20 protein-coding genes are annotated in these 19,142 nt (G+C 63.8%); 3 read left to right on the top strand and 17 right to left on the bottom strand.

Features of this window, described 5'->3' with window-relative positions:
- Position 1: 1 nt before the first annotated feature.
- The 10 genes from FGD77_RS10780 to FGD77_RS10825 all read right to left on the bottom strand — a co-directional run bounded on the left by FGD77_RS10780 (position 2) and on the right by FGD77_RS10825 (position 9,986).
- Positions 2-1,003 carry a 4-hydroxyproline epimerase gene (locus tag FGD77_RS10780; protein WP_255009428.1) on the bottom strand — a complete coding sequence of 334 codons (1,002 nt, stop codon included), beginning with the start codon at positions 1,001-1,003 and terminating at the stop codon, positions 2-4.
- Positions 1,000-2,235 carry an FAD-binding oxidoreductase gene (locus tag FGD77_RS10785; RefSeq protein ID WP_255009430.1) on the bottom strand — a complete coding sequence of 412 codons (1,236 nt, stop codon included), beginning with the start codon at positions 2,233-2,235 and terminating at the stop codon, positions 1,000-1,002. Before FGD77_RS10785 ends, FGD77_RS10780 begins: the two co-directional genes overlap by 4 nt.
- Complete coding sequence (locus FGD77_RS10790) at positions 2,235-2,957, bottom strand: amino acid ABC transporter ATP-binding protein (RefSeq protein WP_255009433.1); 723 nt, start codon at positions 2,955-2,957, stop codon at positions 2,235-2,237. Before FGD77_RS10790 ends, FGD77_RS10785 begins: the two co-directional genes overlap by 1 nt.
- The gene (locus tag FGD77_RS10795) at positions 2,950-3,603 is read right to left on the bottom strand and encodes an amino acid ABC transporter permease (RefSeq protein WP_255009435.1); all 654 of its coding nucleotides are present in this window, start codon (positions 3,601-3,603) and stop codon (positions 2,950-2,952) included. Before FGD77_RS10795 ends, FGD77_RS10790 begins: the two co-directional genes overlap by 8 nt.
- Before the next feature lie 13 nt (positions 3,604-3,616).
- Positions 3,617-4,282, bottom strand: a complete 666-nt coding sequence (locus FGD77_RS10800; protein ID WP_255009437.1) for an amino acid ABC transporter permease — start codon at positions 4,280-4,282, stop codon at positions 3,617-3,619.
- Between the two features lie 75 nt (positions 4,283-4,357).
- Positions 4,358-5,167: a transporter substrate-binding domain-containing protein gene (locus tag FGD77_RS10805; protein WP_255009439.1), complete on the bottom strand. Its 810-nt coding sequence runs from the start codon at positions 5,165-5,167 to the stop codon at positions 4,358-4,360.
- A gap of 165 nt (positions 5,168-5,332) precedes the next feature.
- Entirely contained in the window at positions 5,333-6,646 is a 1,314-nt protein-coding gene (locus FGD77_RS10810; RefSeq protein ID WP_255009441.1) for a TRAP transporter large permease subunit, read from the bottom strand.
- 1 nt (position 6,647) lies between these two features.
- Entirely contained in the window at positions 6,648-7,169 is a 522-nt protein-coding gene (locus FGD77_RS10815; protein ID WP_255009444.1) for a TRAP transporter small permease subunit, read from the bottom strand.
- A gap of 16 nt (positions 7,170-7,185) precedes the next feature.
- The gene (dctP, locus tag FGD77_RS10820) at positions 7,186-8,247 is read right to left on the bottom strand and encodes a TRAP transporter substrate-binding protein DctP (protein ID WP_255009446.1); all 1,062 of its coding nucleotides are present in this window, start codon (positions 8,245-8,247) and stop codon (positions 7,186-7,188) included.
- A 215-nt stretch (positions 8,248-8,462) separates the two neighbouring features.
- The gene (locus tag FGD77_RS10825) at positions 8,463-9,986 is read right to left on the bottom strand and encodes an aldehyde dehydrogenase (NADP(+)) (RefSeq protein ID WP_255009449.1); all 1,524 of its coding nucleotides are present in this window, start codon (positions 9,984-9,986) and stop codon (positions 8,463-8,465) included.
- A gap of 126 nt (positions 9,987-10,112) precedes the next feature.
- Between FGD77_RS10825 and FGD77_RS10830 the strand changes: the two genes are divergently transcribed.
- Positions 10,113-11,147 (top strand): Ldh family oxidoreductase, encoded by a 1,035-nt coding sequence (locus FGD77_RS10830; protein WP_255009451.1) that lies wholly within the window; start codon positions 10,113-10,115, stop codon positions 11,145-11,147.
- 111 nt (positions 11,148-11,258) lie between these two features.
- Here FGD77_RS10830 and FGD77_RS10835 read toward each other — a convergent pair whose 3' ends face one another.
- From FGD77_RS10835 to ychF, 5 genes are all read right to left on the bottom strand, one after another.
- Positions 11,259-12,221 (bottom strand): dihydrodipicolinate synthase family protein, encoded by a 963-nt coding sequence (locus FGD77_RS10835; protein WP_255009453.1) that lies wholly within the window; start codon positions 12,219-12,221, stop codon positions 11,259-11,261.
- 155 nt (positions 12,222-12,376) lie between these two features.
- The gene (locus FGD77_RS10840; RefSeq protein ID WP_255009455.1) at positions 12,377-13,081 is read right to left on the bottom strand and encodes a GntR family transcriptional regulator; all 705 of its coding nucleotides are present in this window, start codon (positions 13,079-13,081) and stop codon (positions 12,377-12,379) included.
- Between the two features lie 105 nt (positions 13,082-13,186).
- The gene (locus FGD77_RS10845; protein ID WP_255009457.1) at positions 13,187-14,395 is read right to left on the bottom strand and encodes a pyridoxal phosphate-dependent aminotransferase; all 1,209 of its coding nucleotides are present in this window, start codon (positions 14,393-14,395) and stop codon (positions 13,187-13,189) included.
- A gap of 58 nt (positions 14,396-14,453) precedes the next feature.
- On the bottom strand, positions 14,454-15,386 hold the full coding sequence (locus FGD77_RS10850) for a glutaminase (protein WP_255009461.1): 933 nt from the start codon (positions 15,384-15,386) through the stop codon (positions 14,454-14,456).
- A gap of 24 nt (positions 15,387-15,410) precedes the next feature.
- Positions 15,411-16,508, bottom strand: coding sequence for a redox-regulated ATPase YchF (gene ychF, locus FGD77_RS10855; protein WP_255009463.1), 1,098 nt, complete (start codon positions 16,506-16,508; stop codon positions 15,411-15,413).
- Positions 16,509-16,628: 120 nt separating this feature from the next.
- Between ychF and trpA the strand changes: the two genes are divergently transcribed.
- Together trpA and FGD77_RS10865 are read left to right on the top strand one after the other, a co-directional pair.
- Positions 16,629-17,420, top strand: a complete 792-nt coding sequence (trpA, locus tag FGD77_RS10860) for a tryptophan synthase subunit alpha (protein ID WP_255009467.1) — start codon at positions 16,629-16,631, stop codon at positions 17,418-17,420.
- 1 nt (position 17,421) lies between these two features.
- Positions 17,422-17,877, top strand: coding sequence for a methylated-DNA--[protein]-cysteine S-methyltransferase (locus FGD77_RS10865; protein WP_255009470.1), 456 nt, complete (start codon positions 17,422-17,424; stop codon positions 17,875-17,877).
- A 40-nt stretch (positions 17,878-17,917) separates the two neighbouring features.
- Here the strand turns inward: FGD77_RS10865 and FGD77_RS10870 are convergent, their stop codons facing one another.
- Both FGD77_RS10870 and FGD77_RS10875 read right to left on the bottom strand, forming a co-directional pair.
- The gene (locus tag FGD77_RS10870; RefSeq protein WP_369682718.1) at positions 17,918-18,406 is read right to left on the bottom strand and encodes a GFA family protein; all 489 of its coding nucleotides are present in this window, start codon (positions 18,404-18,406) and stop codon (positions 17,918-17,920) included.
- Positions 18,407-18,440: 34 nt separating this feature from the next.
- The gene (locus FGD77_RS10875) at positions 18,441-19,142 is read right to left on the bottom strand and encodes a phosphatidylcholine/phosphatidylserine synthase (protein ID WP_255009475.1); all 702 of its coding nucleotides are present in this window, start codon (positions 19,140-19,142) and stop codon (positions 18,441-18,443) included.

Consider the following 19,142-nt stretch of genomic DNA (forward strand, 5'->3'; position numbering starts at 1 on the left):
TTCAGGTGACGACGAAACCGTGCGCCAATGGATCACGGTCGTCGATGAAGATGGTGTTGATCCCCGTCACCCGCGCCCAGCCGGCGATGGAGGGGATGATGGCGGCCTTGCCGCCCACCTCTGCCGCAGCTTCGACGCGGCCTTTGAAAAGCGTGCCGATGATGGATTCATGGATGAACTCGTCGCCCGGCGCCAGCCGTCCCTTGGCTGCCAGTTGCGCCATGCGCGCCGAAGTGCCGGTGCCGCAGGGCGAACGGTCGATCGCCTTGTCGCCATAGAACACCGCGTTGCGTGCATGGGCGGCCGGATTGCGCGGCGCGCCGGTCCACAGGATGTGGCTAAGGCCGTTGATAGCGGGAAATTCGGGGTGGATGAACTCGTACTTTGCATTGAGCGCCGCGCGCAGCTTCGGGCTGAGGTCCACCAGCCGCGCCGCGCTGAAATCCGCCATATCGCCGAAATTCGCCTGCGGCTCGACGATGGCATAGAAATTGCCGCCATAGGCGACGTCGACGCTGATCTCGCCGATGCCCTCCAGATGCGCCGTCAACCCCTCGGAATGCAGGAACCCCGGCACGTTGGTCAGGCGGACCTCTTCGACAAAGCGACCCTCCTGCACATAGGTCACATCGACCCGGCCGGCGGGCGTTTCCAGCCGCAACTGGCCGGGGGTTTCGGGCCGGATCAGGCCGTTTTCCAGCGCTATGGTGACGGTGCCGATGGTGCCATGCCCGCACATTGGCAGGCAGCCGGACGTTTCGATAAAGAGGACGGCAATGTCACAATCGTCGCGCGTCGGCGGATAGAGGATCGCGCCCGACATCTGGTCGTGGCCGCGCGGCTCGAACATCAGGCCGGTGCGGATCCAATCGTATTCGGACAGGAAATGCGCGCGCTTTTCCAGCATGTTCGCGCCCTTGAGCAGGGGCGCGCCCCCGGTGACGAGACGGACGGGATTGCCGCAGGTGTGACCGTCGATGCAGGGGAAGGTGTATTGGGTCATGTCGCTCTCGTGAAACGCGCCGGGGAAAACGGCGCAAGGTTGATCTGTGGCGTCTGCCCGGTCAGAAGGTCGGCGACGATCCGCGCGGTGCCGGTTGATTGCGTCAGGCCCAGATGGCCATGACCAAAGGCGCAGATCGCGCCTGTATCGCCGGGCAGGGGCCCGATGGCAGGCAGGCTGTCGGGCAGGGAGGGGCGCAGCCCCATCCATTGCACGCCGCCTGTGGTTTTCAGCCCCGGAAGGAAATCGGCGGCCTTTTTCAGCATCGCGTCGGCGCGGGCGTAGTTCGGCGGCAGATCCAGTCCGCCCAGTTCGACAGCGCCGCCAACGCGCAGGCCCGAACCAAGGCTGACCACGACAAAGCCGTGCCCGCCGAACGTCACCTGACAGCGCAGATCGAACGCGCCGGGGGGCAGGGTGGTGTTATAGCCGCGCTCGGCCTCCAGCGGGATGCGCACGTTTGCGGTGCGCGCCAGATGGTGCGAATGGGCACCGGCAGCCAGTACGACGCGGCCCTGCATCGGGCCTATGCTGGTCTGAACGCCGCCTTGGGTCAGCGCGGTCGCCTCGGCGATGACGATCTCGCCGCCATTTTCCCGCACGCGGTCTGCCAGCGCCAGCGTATAATCCTTGGGATCGTTGATCGTGAACCAGCCGGGGGTAAAGGTCGCGTGGGTAAAGCGCGGCGCGAGGCCGGGCTGATAGGCGGCGATCCCGTCGCCTTTGAGGTGGGTGAATTCGATGCCCGCAGCCGCGCGCGTCTCCCATCCCGGCAGCGATGCGTTGAATTCGCGCACGCCCTCGTAGACCTGCAAATTCCCTTCACGCCGCAGCATGTGGGCCAGTCCGGCGCGCTCCAGAAACGGATCGAGCGTCGCCTTGGAGAGATTCATCATCGCCGTCTGCGCAAGGGTCGATGCACGAACCTGCGCAGGCCAACTGGCGCGCCAGAAGCGCAGCATCCATGGTGCGATCTTCAGCGCATAGGCAGGCGGCACGCTGAGCGGGCCGAGCGGGTCCAGCAGCCATCTGGGCGCCTGCCGGATGATCCGGGGCGACGCCAGCGGCAGGATATCGGTGAAGGCGAACGCGCCCGCGTTGCCCGCCGACGCACCCGCCACCGGACCGACCCTGTCGATCACGCGCACCCTCAGCCCTTGCGCCTGCGCCTCCAGCGCGGCGGACAGGCCGACGACACCGGCCCCCACGATGATCACATCGGGGGCGTCCATCAGCGCACGTTCGACAGGAATTTCTGCGTTTCGCCGTCCTGCGGCGCGTCAAAGATCTGCTCGGGCGGCCCGATCTCGCACATGACACCCTGATGAAAGAACGCCACGCGATTGGATACGTCGCGCGCGAAATGCATTTCGTGGGTGACGCAGATCATCGTCATGCCGTCATCGGCCAGCAGTTTCAGCGTATCCAGAACCTCGCCCACCAATTGCGGATCCAGTGCCGATGTCACCTCGTCGAACAGGATGTAGTCGGGCGCCATCGCCAGCGCGCGGGCGATGGCCATGCGTTGCTGTTGGCCGCCGGACAGACGGCCGGGATAGACCTTCAGCTTGTCGGCGAGGCCCACATGGGTCAACTGCTTGACCGCGACTTCCTCGGCGTCACTTTTTGACATGCCCTTGACCTTGCGGGGGGCGAGGGTGACGTTTTCCAGAACGGTCAGGTGCGGAAACGCGTTGAACTGCTGGAACACGATGCCGATCTTGCGGCGCAGCTTGTTCAGGTCGGTGCTGCGGGCGTGAACTTCGGTTCCGTCCACCAGAATACGGCCGCTGTCGATAGGCTCCAGCCCGTTGATGCAGGTCAGCAGCGTCGACTTACCCGACCCCGAGCCCCCGATCACCGACACCACTTCGCCCTTGGCGACGGTCAGGTCGATGCCCTTGAGCACCTGCAACTGGCCAAAGGATTTGTGGACGTTCTCGATCTCAATCATTCTCTTTCCACCTTTTCTCCAATTGGCTGCCCAGCCGGGCGATGGGGAAGCTGAGCAGGAAGTAAATCGCCCCGGCGACCAGCAGGATGAACATCGGCTCTTGCAGGCGCGTGACCAGAATCTGGCTGGCGCGCAGCAGCTCGATGATACCCAGCCACAGCACCAGCGCGCTGTCCTTCATCACGCCCAGCGTCAGGCCGATCCAGCTGGGCAGGGCGACGCGCAGGGCCATGGGGAACACGATCTGCGTCATGTCCTGCCCCCATGTCAGCCCCAGCGAGCGTGCGGCGCGGCGCGTGACCATCGGTACCGCCTCGATCGCGCCGCGCACGATCTCGGTGCAATAGGCAGAAGTATAGAGCGCCAGCACGATGCAGGACGTCACGAATGGCGATATGCCAAAGCCCGCGATGGCCTGAAACGCGTTCGCCAGGATCAGCTGGATCAGCAGCGGGACGGATCGAAAAATATCCAGTACGAAGGTCAGCGGCAGGGCCATCCACGGTTTGATCTGCGCACGGATCACGCCGAACAGCAGGCCCAGCGCCGTGCCGCCTACGACGGCAAAGAACGTCACCGCCAGCGTCATGCCCGCGCCCTTGAGCATGAACAGCAGGTCGTTGAAGGTCAGGGAAGTCTCAAACATCTGGATCTTCCCTTCAATACCGGAACAGGCGCCACGCCAGCAGGCGCGCCGCCAGCATCACGGCCTTGGTGATGAGGTAGTAGATGACCGCCGCCAGCGCGAAGAACTCGAACGTGCGGAAGCTGCGCGCGTTCAGATCCTGCGTGACCCCGGTCAGGTCGGTCGACATGCCCACGGTGACGCCCAGCGACGTCATCAGGATGGCCCAGACCATCTGGTTCATCGTCGGCAGGAACGCGATGCGGAACATCTGCGGCATGACGATCAGGCGGAACGCCTTGGGCGCGCTCATGCCCAGCGACCGGCCCGCGCGAATCTGCGTGTCGGGAATGGCGCGCAGCGAGCCGCGGAACGTCTCGCACAGGTAGCCGGCGTTGTTGAATGCGATCCCGGCCAGCAGCGCCACGTAGGGGCTGAGGTAGATGCCAAAGGAGCCAAGGCCGAAATGTGCCATGTAAATCTGGAACAGGGCGGGCGTGTTGCGTGCCAATTCGACCCATGCGGTCGCAGGCGCCCGCAGCCAGCGCGATTTCGAATTGCGCGCGACGGCCAGAAACACGGCGATGGTGATGCCGATCAGCATCGACAGGATCGCGATCTGCATCGTGACCAGCGCGCCGTCCAGCATATCCGGCAGCGCGCGCAGTGCCTGTCGCCATTGGAAGGTGTAGTTGCCCATTCGGCTTGGCTCCTGCCGCTTTACGGAAAGGGCGGGGGCCGATTGGCCCCCGCCCATGTCACCAGATGGTGACGATCAACGATAGACTTTATCGACGGTCAGATCCGGTGCGTCGCCGCCGACCCACTCTTCATAAAGTTCCTGGTAGCGGCCGGTGCGGACCTGCTGATTGATGAAAAGGTCAAGGTAGTTCAGCAGGCCGTATTCCTGACGCAGCGCGATCAGGCCGACATAGTCGGGCAGGTAAGGTGCGTCGCCCGCAATGGTCAGGCCCTCGTATTTACCGCCGGCAACGATGGACGATGCCACGGTCGATGTGACGACAGTCGCGTCGATCTGACCCTGCGACAATGCCAGAAACACGTCTGCCTGGCTCTGATAGGGGCGGAAGCTGCCGCCCTGGTCCCATTTGGTGATGTCGTCGTCCAGCGCGATGCCCTCGTAGGTGCCCGCGACCGACCCGACAGTGTGGGTGGCCAGCGAGTCATACCCGTCGATTCCGGTGTCTTCGCGCGTCAGCACGACGTTGGTGAAGGCAAAGTAAGGCACCGTGAACCCCGCCGTCTTGGCCCGCTCCAGCGTGTCCGATGTGGACGCCACGCCCACGTCGACGCGCCCCGACACCAGCGCCGGAATACGGTCGGGGAACGGGGTTTCGACAATCTCGGCCTCAACGCCCAGTGCGGCGGCCAGATCGTTGCAGTAATCGACGTCAAAGCCGATCGGGTTGTTGTCCGCATCCCGCGATCCCATCGGCGGGAAGTCCAGAACCACGGCGCAGCGCAGCGTGCCCGAAGCGACGATGTCGTCCAGTTTGTCAGCCTGCGCGGCGGGCGCGGCGATGGCGGCGGCCAGTGCGGTACCGGCGATATATCCGAATTTCATGTATGACTCCCTGTCATGTTTTTGGGTCAGACCCGTCGCTCGTCCGCTCAGTGGGGACGAGTCGGTAGGGTCAGGCAACAATGAATCCTGCGAAAATACAAGAAGTATTTTGGGTCAGGTGCGGCGGTTGGGTTATATATTCCTGTCCTCCGTCCAACCATCGGATCAAAAGCCCACGATGCGGTCGGGCAGCCAAGTCACCAGTGCCGGAAAGGTCGCGATCAGCGCCAGCGTCAACACTTGAAGCACGATGAACGGCACGACGCCACGGCACATCTGCCCATAGGTCATATCGGGTGGCGCGATGGATTTCAGGTAGAATATGGACGAGGCCATGGGCGGCGTTAGATACCCGGTCTGAATCACGATCAGCACCATCGTCGCGAACCAGATCGGATCAATCCCGGACGAGCGGATGAAGGGCGTGAACAGCGGCACGCAGATCAGTACGTTGGCCGTCCAGTCCAGCACGAATCCCAGCACGAAGACGACCAGCAGGAAGAACACGATCATGCCCGTGGTGCCCAGACCCGCGCCTTCGATGAAGCCGCGGATCAGGCTGGCGCCGCCGTTGGCCGCAAAGACCCCCATGAACATCGTGCCCGCGGCCACGATCAGCAGGATCATCGCCGAGATGCGCACCGTTATCGCCAGCGATTCGCGCAGAACGATCCAGTTGAACCGGCGGTTGGCGATACACAGGACCAGCGCACCTGCCGCACCCACAGCCGCCGCCTCGGTAGGGGAGGCGACGCCGCCCAGGATCGAGCCGAGGACCGCAAAGATCAGTAGGAACACAGGGACCAGCGTCAGCACGGTCGCGCGCAGTTTCTCGCCCAAGGTGAATTCCTCTTCCGGCGCATCGCCGGGCAGGGGGATGGCCGGATTGCGGATGCCCTGCACGGCGATATAGCCCAGAAACAGCACCACCATCAGCAGGCCGGGGATCATCATCCCGGCCAGCAGCTTGCCCACGGACATCTGCGCGAGGGAGGCATACATCACCGCAATGACCGACGGCGGGATCATCGTGCCCAGCGATCCGCCGGCGCAGATCGTCCCGGCGATCAGCGAATTGTCATAGCGTGCCTTTTGCATGGCCGGAATCGCCATCATGCCGATCATCACCTCGACCGCGCCGACGACGCCGGCAGCGGCCGCGAAAACGGCGCCCATCGCGATGGTGGCCAGCGCAAGCCCGCCGGGCAGACGCCCCAGCCACATGTTCATCACGCGAAACAGCCGCTCGGCGATGCCCGAGCGTTCCAGCAATGCGCCCATCAGGATGAACATCGGGATCGCCGACAGGATGAAGTTGGTCGAGGCCGAATAGAACGAGCCGTATAGCTGGTTGAACCCGACCGGCCCAAAGGCGACCAGCCCCGCCCCGACCGATACGATCACCAGCGAAAAGGCAACGGGCAAGCCCAGGAGGATCAGCGCGAATAGCGCGGGAAACATCAGTCCGGCGGTCAGCATATCAGGTCTCGATCTTGAATGTGTCGTCGGCGCGCGGATTCAGCAGCGCGCGTATGCCCTCGGCGGCCAGTTGTAGCGAAAGGGCGGCCAGTCCGATGGTCAGCGCGGTGTAAAAGGGCCACATCAGCGGCGCCCACGGGCTGACATGCTCGACCTCGCCCGAGTGGAACGCGCGCAGCGCCCGTTCGCCGCCGATCCATGCCAGCTTGGCGAAGATGGGGCAGAGGATGAAGAGAAACGCGATACCGTCGATCGCGCCGCGCATACGGCGCGGCATGCGCGACGACAGGAAATCGATACGCACATGCGCATCCTCGCGCAGCGCCTGCGCGGCGCCGAGGACGAACAGCACGCCCGTGCTCATGTAGGCGATGTCGAACGCCCAAATCGTCGGCGCGCCAAATCCGTAGCGCGCCACCACCTCGTAAAGCATGGAGGCGATGAGGATCAGGACCATGGCCTGTGCCAAATATCCAAGACCGGCTGATATGCCGTCCGCGAGGCCAAGAAAGATCCGTTTCATCATCGCCTCCGGTGGCTTACTTGCCGTTGCGGATCAGATACCCGCTCTGCTGGGTCCAGCGATCCTCGTAGGCCAGATAGCCTTCGAGGATGTCCGCCATGCGCCCGCGCCCGGCCTCTTTTTCGGCCTCGGCCTGCTTCTTGATCCAGTCGACGCCAGCGGCCTCAAGCTCGTCCTGAAAGGCAGGGTCCAGCTCGATCACTTCGGCCTTGGAGGCACGGAACGTCTCCATCGCCTTCATGTCGTTGTCGTAGAAGTTCATCAGCGATTGCAGCGTTGTCAGCTCGGCTGCCGCCTCCAGCTTGGGCTTGAGCGCGTCGTCCAGCGCATCCCACGTCTCTTGCTTGACCACGACTTCCCACAGGAAAGTGGGCTGATGCACGCCGGGGGTGATGATATAGGGCGCGGCCTCGTGAAAGCCTTCGGGAAGGTTGGCCGAGGGGGGCGCCCATTCGATGGCGTCGACGCCCTTGCGCTCCAGCAGGGTATAGATCTCGCCCGGCGGAACCACGGTGGGGACGGCGCCGAAATAGTCGCGCATCACTTCGGCCCAGGGGCCGGACGTGCGGTATTTCAGGCCCTTGAGGTCTTCGGCGGTTTTGATCGGCTTGTTGGCGTGCGCCATGATCTCGGACGAGCCGATGCCGACGATGAGCGTCTTGAAGCCCTCCTCGGCGCGGATCTCCTGAAGCAGTTCGCGCCCGCCGCCCTCATAGATCCAGGTTGCATAGGCCTCGGGGCCCATGCCGCCGGGAAAGCCCGAGAAGATGGCGTTGATCGGGTTCTGGTTGACCAGATAGCTGGGGGTCGAGTGGCCCGCCTCGGTGATGCCATCACGCACGCCGTCATAGACTTGCAGCGCCGGAACGAGGATGCCCGCACCGAAGGGCTGGATTTCGACTGCGCCATCGGTCAGCAGCTCGGTATTGTCGGCGAAACGCCCAAGGAAATTGACGTAAAACGGTGACCCTTCGGGGACGGATGTCGGCACGCGCCAAGTGACGTCCTGCGCGGCTGCGCTGAGCGCGACCAGTGACAGCGCGCTGGCGAGGGCCAGGGATTTGATTGGGGAATTCATGTGTAACACCTCCGGTTTGTTCTGTTGGGCGTCGCGGTCCACGCTGAGGCGTGGTTGGCGACTCCTAGGGTATACAATTAGAGTTATTCGTGTCGACATAAAAAATACAAAGAGGACTGGAAAATTCGTGACAGATACTCAGGCCCACGCGATCCGGGCGTTTTCGCCCGCGAGGCAAAAGGGGCGATCCATTGACCGCCCCTTGCTGATCCGCTTCAGTTCTGCTTCACCGCGTCTTCGGGCAGCAGCGCCTCGGGCATGTTTTGATAGCTGACCGGGCGCAGAAAGCGGCGGATCGACAATGTCCCGACGCTGGTTGCGCCAAAGTTGGTGCTGGCCGGATACGGTCCGCCATGGACCATCGAATCGACCACCTCGACCCCGGTGGGGAAGCCGTTGACCAGCACCCGGCCGGCCTTGCGCTCCAGCACCGGGCGCAGGCTGCGCGCGGCGTCCATATCGCCATCGTCCATGTGCAGCGTGGCCGTCAGCTGACCCTGAAAGCCACTGGCCAGATCGCGCATCTCGTCCAGTGACGCGGCCCGCACGACCAGCCCCAGAGGGCCAAAGACCTCCTCGTGCAGCGCCGGGTCGGCTTTGAATTCGGCTGCTGTCGTTTCGAACAGGGCAGGCGCGGCAGTGCGTCCTTCGGACGGCGCGGACACCACGGGGCGCACGCCATTCAGCGCTTTGATGCGGTCAGCGCCGTCGCAATAGGCCTTGGCGATGCCGTCGGTCAGCATGGTCTGGGGGGCGACCTCTTGCAGCGCGCCCGCCGCTGCCGACACGAAGGCGTCCGCGTCGGCGCCGTCCAGCACCACGGCGATGCCGGGGTTGGTGCAGAACTGACCGGCGCCCATGGTCAGCGATCCGGCCCAGGCGCGGCCCAGATCGGCGCCGCGCGCCTTGGTCGCCTCGGGCATCAGGAACATCGGATTGACCGAGCCGAGTTCGCCAAAGAACGGGATCGGCTCGGGGCGCTGGGCGCACAGATCGAACAGCGCCCGGCCCCCGGCCAGCGATCCGGTAAAGCCGACCGCCTTGATCAACGGATGTTGCACCAGCGCCTGACCCACGGCGCGGTCGCCCCCCTGGATCAGCGAAAAGATGCCCTTGGGCATGGCGCATTTCTCGATTGCGGCATGGATCGCCTCGGCGACGATCTCGCCGGTGCCGGGATGGGCCGAGTGCCCCTTGACCACAACCGGGCAACCGGCGGCCAGTGCCGCAGCGGTATCGCCCCCGGCAGTGGAGAAGGCGAGCGGGAAGTTGGACGCACCAAAGACGGCGACCGGACCGATGGGGCGCTGCACCATGACGATTTCGGGGCGCGGCGCCGGGGCGCGATCCGGCATCGCGGCGTCGAACCGGTGGTCCAGATAGTCGCCCTTGACGATGTGATCCGCGAACAGGCGCAGCTGGCCCACGGTGCGGCCACGCTCGCCCTGAAGGCGGCCTTCGGGCAGGCCGGTTTCCTGCGTGCCGATCTGGGTGATCGCGTCGCCACGTGCGTCGATTTCATCAGCGATGGCGTTCAGGAACGCGGCGCGATCTGCGCGCGACGTTGTTGCGTAGGCGTCGAATGTGTCTTCGGCGGCCTTGCAAGCGCGATCCACCAGATCAACGGTGCCGACGGAAAACGCGTGCGTCGGGCCGTGCGCCGGGCTGGAGTCGAATGTATCATCGCCGGCGATCCATTCGCCCGCGATCAGGTGGTTGCCATGGGGATTGAAAGTCATGGGTGTGGTCCTTTCCTTGCGCCCGCGCGATAGTGCACCGGCGCCTTGAATGTTTCCTAGATGAAGGTATGCATACATCAAGTATGCAAGATTTCAACCCGATCCACTCCAAGAAAGGACAGCCCGATGCCGCAGACGACAGTGACAGCCCGTGCCCTGATGGCCCTTGTGACCGAGATATTCCAGCGCGGAGGGCTGTCGCAGCAGCATGCCGAGGCGTTGGGCCGCGCGATTGTCGCGGGCGAACGGGACAATTGCAAATCGCACGGCGTCTACCGGATCGAGGGCTGCCTGCGCACCGTCAAGGCAGGCAAGGTCGCGCCGGATGCCGTGCCCGCGCTGGACGACACGGCGGGCGCAATCCTGCGTGTGGATGCCAAAGGCGGCTTTTCCAACGCCGCGTTCGAGCTGGGCGCGCCTGCGCTGGCTGCGCGCGCGCGCGAGTTGGGCATGGCAGCGCTGGTGATCAACGACTGCGTTCACTTCGCCGCCCTCTGGCCCGAGATCGAGATGCTGACGGACATGGGGCTGGCCGCGATGGCCATGTGCCCCAGCTATGCCAGCGTCGCGCCCACCGGCGGCACCGCCCCGCTGATGGGGACCAACCCGTTTGCATTCGGCTGGCCGCGCCCGGACGGCGCGCCCTACGTCTTTGATTTTGCCACCAGCGTTGCCGCGCGCGGCGAGATCGAGCTGCACCGCCGCGCCGGCAAACCGCTGCCCGAAGGCTGGGCGCTGGACAAGGACGGCGTGCCCACGACCGACCCCGAGGCGGCGCTGAATGGCGCGATGCTGCCTTTTGGCGCGCATAAGGGGTCGGCCATCTCGACCATGATCGAGCTGCTGGCCGGCGTGATGATCGGTGATTTGACCAGCCCCGAGGCGCTGGATCTTCTGGGCACGACCACGCTGGCCCCCAAGCACGGCGAATTAATCTTGGCCTTCGATCCCGCGCGTTTCGCCGCCGGACGGGGCGACCCGCTGGCCCGCGCCGAAACGCTGTTCGAGGCGATTGCCGGGCAGGGCGCGCGCCTGCCGTCACAGCGCCGTTTCGCCGCGCGGGCCGAGACCGAGAGGAATGGGATCACGCTGACCGAGGCGGAGATGGCATTGATGGAGAAGCTGCGCGATCAGGGGTTGGAGGCGGTGGATCTGGTCTGACAGGCGCTCTTTCGTGGCTTCGCCTTTGTCCCGAACGGCAGGGCGTCTGACCGAGCCCAAAAGGGCGGCCCAATCGGACCGCCCTCCTTCCTCAACATCTGGGTGCAGACCTCACGCCGCGTATTTACTGACCGCGCCGGGCAGCTTGCTCCAGTCGGCATACCAGTTCTGGAACAGCTTCAACTGCGCCTCGGCATAGCCGCGCTGGCTGTCGGTCAGTTTATCGCTTTCGTTAAAGTGGAGCGTGTATTCCGCGTCGCCGTTCAGCACCATCATGTGCTTGTAATACAGCACCAGATCCGGGCCTTCATCAAAGGATGACAGCACGGCCAGCGCCTCGTCCAGTTCCTGCGCGCGCAAATATGCGTCGGCGTCGCCCTTGGCGGCGGCCTGACTGAGCGCGACAAGGTGCAGAACCTCGCGGGGCAGCACGTTGCCGATGCCGGTGATTGCGCCATAGGCGCCGCATTTGACGAACCCATGCACCACGGTGGTGTCGACGCCGATCATCAGCTTGATATCGTCATCGCCGCTGGTGATATGCTCGGCCGCATAGGTCAGATCGGCGGCGCCGCCGAATTCCTTGAAACCGACAAGGTTCGCATGCTCGGCCCGCAGTGCAAAAAACAGGTCCGCGCGTGTGGCAAAGCCGTAATAGGGGCTGTTGTAGATCACGGCGGGCAGATCGGGCGCTGCGGCCAGAACCGCCTTGAAATGCGCGCGCTGGGCGGTGGCCGACAGGCCGCGCGACAGAACCCGCGGGATGACCATCAGGCCATGCGCGCCGACCTTCTGCGCATGTGCGGCATGGGCGACGGCCATGGCAGTGTTGACGGCGCCGGTGCCGACGATGACAGGCACGCCCGCCTTCACCAGACGCTCCACGCCCTCCATGCGCTGCGCATCGGTCAGCAGCGGCCAGTCCCCCATCGAGCCGCAATAGACGACGGCGTGCATGCCCGTGGCGATCAGCTCTTTGCCCTTTTTCACGAGCGAATCGAAATCGGGGCTGCGGTCCGTGTTGCAGGGGGTCATCAGGGCCGGGATGCACCCGGAGAAAATGTTGGATTCCATGTCGTTCTCCTTTGAAAGCCAATCTCTTCCGCGCGGTGGATCGGCGCGCCTGCGCCTGAATTCTACCCGGGATACAGTGACAATATCATTTGTATTTTTCTTGTCGACAGGAATTTTCAGCACAACGAGGAACGCAGTGCTTCCGGTGGCCCCTGTCAGAGCGCGACGTGCTGGCGCCGGTCGCGGGCGATCATGGTCTGGATCTGCTCGACAATCTGGTCGGCATGGGCTTGGGCCAGTGCGTCGGAGCGGGCAACATCGCGCGCCTCGATGGCGGCGATCATGTCGGCATGTTCCTGCACATAGCGATAGGGCACGCGGTCCTCGAACGAATAGTAATAGAGGCGTAGCAGGCGCCGCCCCTCGTCCAGCAGGCGGTGACACAGCCCCTCGTAATACGGGTTGCGCCCTGCGGTCGCGATAGTGGCGTGAAATTCGCGGTTGGTGGCGATCATCGCCAGCGCATCCTCGGCCGCGACCGCCTTGGCATATTCCTGGTGCCAGTGGGACATCAGCTCCAGATCGGCAGGCGTGTGGTTTTCCGCCGCCAGCCGGGTGGTAACGCGATACATCAGCGTCATCGCGTCAAAGAATGTGTGCAGGTTGAGAAAGTCGATGCTGGACACAACGGTCGAGCGGTTGGGCAATGCCGTCACCAGACCTTCACTGGCCAGCCGCACCAGCGCTTCGCGGATGGGGGTGCGCGACATCGACAGCCGCTCGGACAGCATGATCTCGTCGATGGGGCTGCCGGGGGCGAGCGTAAGATCGAGTATCTCGTCGCGCAGCACCTTGTAGACGTATTGCACACCAGAGCCGCGCTTGCGTTCGGGGGTGTGAGCAGGTGATTTCTGTGTCATCGGATATCCTGTATGTCGACATGGTAGATACGGAATCGATGCGGCAAAAACAATCTGTGCATGCGCAATTTGTCACGCGCAACCGCGTGATGCTGACGGGTGGCGCTATTCCAGGGTGGCGCAGAATGTGGTGATGCGGTTCATCGCCTCGGTCAGTTGGGCCTCGGACGCGGCATAGCTGAGGCGGAAGAACGGGCTTTGGCCGAAGGCCGCGCCGTGGACGGTTGCGACGCCGCCTTCTTCCATCAGGGCGATGCAGAAATCTTCGTCCGTCTCGATACGCTTGCCTGCGGGTGTGTGGCGCCCCAGAAACGCGGCGCAGGAGGGGAAGACATAGAAGGCACCGGGCGGCGTCGGGCAGTCCATGCCAGGGATGGCGTTCAGCCGCGCGACTACCAGATCGCGGCGCTGCTGGAACGCCTTGCGCTGCACCTCCAACGCGTCCTGTGGTCCGGTCAGCGCGGCGAGGGCGGCCCATTGGCTGGGCTGGGCTGCGCCACTGGTCAGCTGCCCCTGCGCCAGCACCATCGCGTCAATCAGGGGCTGCGGCCCGGCGGCATAGCCGATGCGCCAGCCGGTCATCGCGTAGGCCTTGGAGACGCCGTTCATCGTCAGCGTGCGGTCCTTCAGATTGGGCGCGGCGGCGGCCATGGTGGCGAATGGCGTGGCGCCGTAAATCAGATGTTCATACATGTCGTCGGATAATACCCAGACGTGGGGATGGCGTTCCAGCACATCGGCCAGTGCGCGCAGGGTGTCGGTGGAATAGACGGCGCCTGTTGGATTGGAGGGCGAATTCAGGATCAGCCAGCGGGTTTTCGGCGTGATTGCCGCCTCCAGCGCGGCCGGGGTCAGCAGGAAGCCGTCCTCGGGCGTGGTCTGCACCACGACGGGCGCGGCGCCGGTCATCGCGACCATCTGGGTATAGCTGACCCAGTAGGGCGCGGGGATGATCACCTCGTCACCTTCGTCCAGAGTGGCCAACAGGGCGTTGGCGATGACCTGCTTGCCGCCGGTGCAGACGATGGTTTGCGAGGGCGCGTATTCCAGCCCGTTTTCGCGCGCGAACTTGTCTGCGATGGCCTGCCGCAATTCGGGGATGCCGGGAATGGGGGGGTATTTGGTGGCGCCGCGCGCCACTGCCTCGGCGGCGGCGGTCTTGACGTGATCGGGCGTGTCGAAATCCGGCTCGCCGATGGACAGCGATATGATGTCATGGCCCTGGCTGCGCAGATCGCGGGCCTTTTGCGTGATGGCGATGGTCGCGGCGGGCTGGATGCGCGACAAGGCGGCGGATTTGCGAAACTGGGTCATGGCTGGCCTTTCGGAAGTTACGCCGACATTAGGCGCCTTTGGCCCAAGTGCAAGTCGCCTAACCGCCGAAGACCGACCAGCCGGTGAAATTGGCCAGCCTGTGCGCGGCCTCGGTCCCGGCCAGCGAATTACCGTAGTGGTTCAGGCCGGGCGACCAGACTGCGATCGATGCCTTGCCGGGGGCGATCATCAGGATGCCGCCGCCCACGCCGCTTTTACCGGGCAGGCCGACGCGATACGCAAAATCACCCGAGCCGTCGTAATGCCCGCAGGTCATCATCAGCGCATTGATCCGCCGCGCCCGCCGCGCGGATATCAGGCGCGGCGCGCCTTCCAGCCCGGCCAGCATCCGGCCCGATTGCGCCAGTTGATCGGTGGTCATGGCGATGGCGCATTGGTGCATGTAGGTGCCCAGCGTCAGATCAGGCTCGTTCGCCAGGTTGTCGAAAGAATAAAGGTAATGCGCCAGCGCCGCGTTGCGATGGCCTGTCGCCTCCTCCGAGGCGGCGACGTGCTTGTCGATGTGGATGTCATCGTCCTCGGCAGCGGCGCGGATGAACTGGATCAGCTCGGCCAGCGCCTCGCGCGGCTGGCGCCCGTCCAGCAGCGCATCGGTGGTCACGATTGCACCGGCGTTGATGAACGGATTGCGCGGGCGCCCCTTGTCCTGCTCCAGCAGCGCGATGGAGTTGAAGGCTGTACCCGAGGGTTCACGGCCCACGCGTGCCCAAAGTGCATCACCGATGCGGCCAAGGGCGGCGGCGAGGGTGAAGACCTTGCTCACGCTCTGGATCGAGAACCGTTTTGTATGATTGCCCGCCGAAAGGATGCGCCCGTCGGCCATCGCGACGGAAATGGCAAATTGCGCCGGGTCCACTGCCGCCAGTTCCGGGATGTAGGAGGCGGGCGTGCCCCAGTCGCCCATCGCGTGGATGTCGCGGTCCAACTGGTGCAGGAACTCTTGCAGGCCTTCGGGGAAGGTGGGACTCATGCGATCTCCGGTGCGGTGCGTGCCTCAGGTGTTGAACAGGAAGTGCAGCACGTCGCCATCCTTGACGATATACGCTTTTCCCTCGGCGCGCATCTTGCCTGCTTCTTTCGCGGCCTGTTCGCCGCCCAGAGCGGTGAAATCGTCATAGGCGATGGTTTCGGCGCGGATGAAGCCGCGCTCGAAATCGCCGTGAATCACGCCGGCGGCTTTGGGCGCCGACGTGCCGGCGCGGATCGTCCAGGCGCGCGCCTCCTTGGGGCCGACGGTGAAATATGTCTCAAGGTGCAGCAGCTCATAGCCGGCCTTGATCAGGCGGCTCAGACCGGCCTCATCCAGACCCATTTCGGTCAGGAACATCTCGGCCTCATCGGCGTCCAGCTGGCTGATTTCCTCTTCGATCTGGGCGCTGATGATGACGTGCGAATTGCCCTCGGCGGCGGCCATTTCGCCAACCCTGGCCGACAGGGCATTGCCATCTGCCGCGTCCGATTCGCCGACGTTGCAGACATACAGGACCGGCTTGGTCGTCAGCAGTTGCAGCAGTTTCCACGCGCGGCGATCCTCGTCATCCACCTCGACCGTCCGGGCGGGTTTGCCCTCTTCCAGCGCGGCCAGCGCGGCCTTCAGCAGGCGTTCCTGCTGCACCGCCTCCTTGTCGCCGCCGCGTACCTTGCGGGTGATATTCTGCATGCGTTTTTCGATGCTTTCGATATCGGCCAGCATGAGTTCGGTTTCGATGGTTTCCGCGTCTGCGACGGGATCGATGCGGTTCTCGACATGGGTGACGTCGCTATCCTCAAAGCAACGCACCACATGCGCAATCGCGTCGACCTCGCGGATATTGGCCAGAAACTGGTTGCCCAGCCCCTCGCCCTTGCTGGCGCCCTTCACCAGCCCGGCGATATCGACAAAAGTCATGCGCGTCGGGATCGTCTGTTTGCTACCGGCGATCTGCGCCAGTTTGTCCAGCCGCGCATCGGGTACGGCCACGTCGCCGACGTTCGGCTCGATCGTGCAGAACGGAAAATTGGCCGCCTGCGCCGCTGCCGTGCGCGTCAGCGCATTGAAGAGCGTCGATTTGCCCACGTTGGGCAGTCCAACGATACCCATTTTGAACCCCATGACGCCGCTCCTTGGTGAAAAGTCACGGCATCTATGGCACCGGGGCGCTCAAGGTCAAGCAGACCATTGATTTCCGCGCCCCATTGGGCCAAACCCGCCTTGATCAAACAGGGGACCGCCATGAGCCGTATCGACGCCAAATTCGACCAGTTGAAAGCCGCCGGCAAAAAGGCGTTCGTGGCCTATGTCATGGCAGGCGACCCCGATTTCGACACATCGCTGGAAATCGTGCGCGGTCTGCCCGGTGCGGGCGTCGACATCATCGAGCTGGGCCTGCCATTTACCGATCCGATGGCCGACGGCGTGACGATCCAGCTGGCGGGGCAGCGGGCGCTGAAGGGCGGTATGACGCTGAAGCGCACGCTGCAGATGGCGCGCGAATTTCGCAAGGGCGACGACACCACGCCGATCGTGCTGATGGGGTATTACAATCCGATTTATAACCACGGTGTTCCGCAGTTCCTGATCGACGCCAAGGAGGCCGGCATTGACGGGCTGATCGTCGTCGATCTGCCCCCCGAAGAGGACGAGGAACTGTGCATCCCGGCGCAGGCGGCGGGCCTGAATTTCATCCGGCTGGCGACGCCGACCACAGATGACAAGCGTCTGCCGAAGGTCATGCAGAACACCTCGGGCTTCGTTTATTACGTGTCGATCACCGGCGTAACCGGCGCCGCCGCCGCCGAGGCGGGCGATGTCGCCCCCGAGGTCGCGCGGATCAAGGCGCAGACCGATCTGCCCGTCATCGTCGGCTTTGGCATCCGCACGCCGGAAACGTCGCGCGCAATAGCTGGCGTGGCAGACGGGGCCGTCGTCGGCTCGGCCATCGTCGGCAAGATCGCGAATGGCGGCAGCCCGGCCGATGTGCTGGGTTTCGTCAAGGGGCTGGCGGACGGCGCGCATTCGGCCTGATATGGCCAGCGCCTCGCTGCCCACGCCGCTGGGGCCGATCTGCGTCACCGAAGAGCATGGCGCGATTACCGCGCTCGACTGGCACGACGCGTTCCTGCCCGAAGACACGCCCCTGCTGCGCCGCGCATTGGAGCAGCTTCGCGCCTATTTCGCGGGTGATTTGCAGCAGTTCGATCTGCCTCTCCGCATACGCGGCACCGATTTTCAGCGCAGCGTCTGCGATGCCATTGCCACCATCCCTCTTGGCGAAACGCGCAGCTACGGGGATCTGGCGAAGGCGCTGAAAGTGCCCGCGCAGGCTGTCGGAACGGGATGTGGCGGCAATCCGATTCCGATCATAATCCCCTGCCACAGGGTGCTAGGCACACATGGTCTGGGCGGGTTCTCGGGCAAGGGCGGGGTCGAGACCAAGGTCTGGCTGCTGCGCCATGAGGGCGCCGGAGGGCTGCTGATTTAGATGGCGGCCCGCGGCGATGTTGAACTCAAAGCGAACCCGTTCAAAGCGTTGATTGGTCGACTGGCTGCACATCGGGAAGATCGTAGTAGTCGCCCTTTGACTCCGGGTATAGCTGCCTATCCATTTTGAGTCCGGTGTTGCCGTCGATCGTTCCGGCCATCACCGATGTGAAATCGCCGGACAGCTCGGTCCAAAAGAGTTGGCTACCGCATATTTTGCAAAACCCTCGCTTGGCTGAATCTGACGAGTGATACCAAGTTACGTTTGAAATACCTTCTATTTCAATACTTTCAGTGAGCGCTTGGGTGGCCGCAACATAGTGGCCAGAGGCTTTTCGACATTGCGTGCAGTGGCACGCCACCACCGATCTGGGTTCATCCTGAATTCGATATCTGACTTGGCCACACAAACAACTTCCACGCATTGGCACCTCCGGAATTGCGTAGGTCCATACTATTTCCAAAGCTCGACGGTTTGTGTTCAATAGCGGTAAGCTTGAGTGTGTTTGCGACGACAAGCAGATCCGCATAGCGGATATTGATCACGCTCAAACCGACCCAGTTTCAGCCCTTAGCGCCACGCTCCGGCACGATCTGCTGCACGATCCCGGCGCCCAGCAGGTAGACCGACGTCACCACCAGCCCCCAATGTGCCCAGCTTTCGGGGTGGAAATCGACCCATGCGGCCCAGCCGGCGAAGAACGTCCAGATAAAGATCATCGGCAGGGATATCGCGCGCCAGCGCTTGGTGCGCACGGGGTGAATGAATTTCAGGGGCAGGAACATGGCCACCGCCAGCACGGCCACCAGACCCAGCGTGAACCAGAAAGGTGGCTCGGTCGCGAACAGCACCAGCACCAGCATGTTCCAGCAGCCGGGAAAGCCGGAGAAGGATTTGTCGGCGGTTTTCATGCCGCGATCACAGAAATACATCGCGCTGGCAAAGGTGATCAGGATGATCGCCGCCCAGCCCGTCCAGCCCGGCAGCAGCCCCGATTTGAACAGGGCAAAGGCCGGAATGAACGCGTAGGTGATGAAATCGATGATCATGTCCAGCAGCACGCCATCGAAACGCGGTGCGTATTTGTCGACGTGGTATTTGCGCGCCAGCGGGCCGTCCGCCCCGTCGACAGCGAAGGCGACGACCAGCCAGATGAACATGAGATCCCATTTTTCGTCTGCGGCAGCCAGCATGGCCAGCATGGCAAAAACGATGCCTGTCGCGGTGAAAAGATGGACGGAGAGAGCTTTGATTTCGCGTGTCAT

Origin of the sequence: Roseovarius sp. M141 (assembly GCF_024355225.1) — a bacterium.
Lineage (GTDB): Bacteria > Pseudomonadota > Alphaproteobacteria > Rhodobacterales > Rhodobacteraceae > Roseovarius.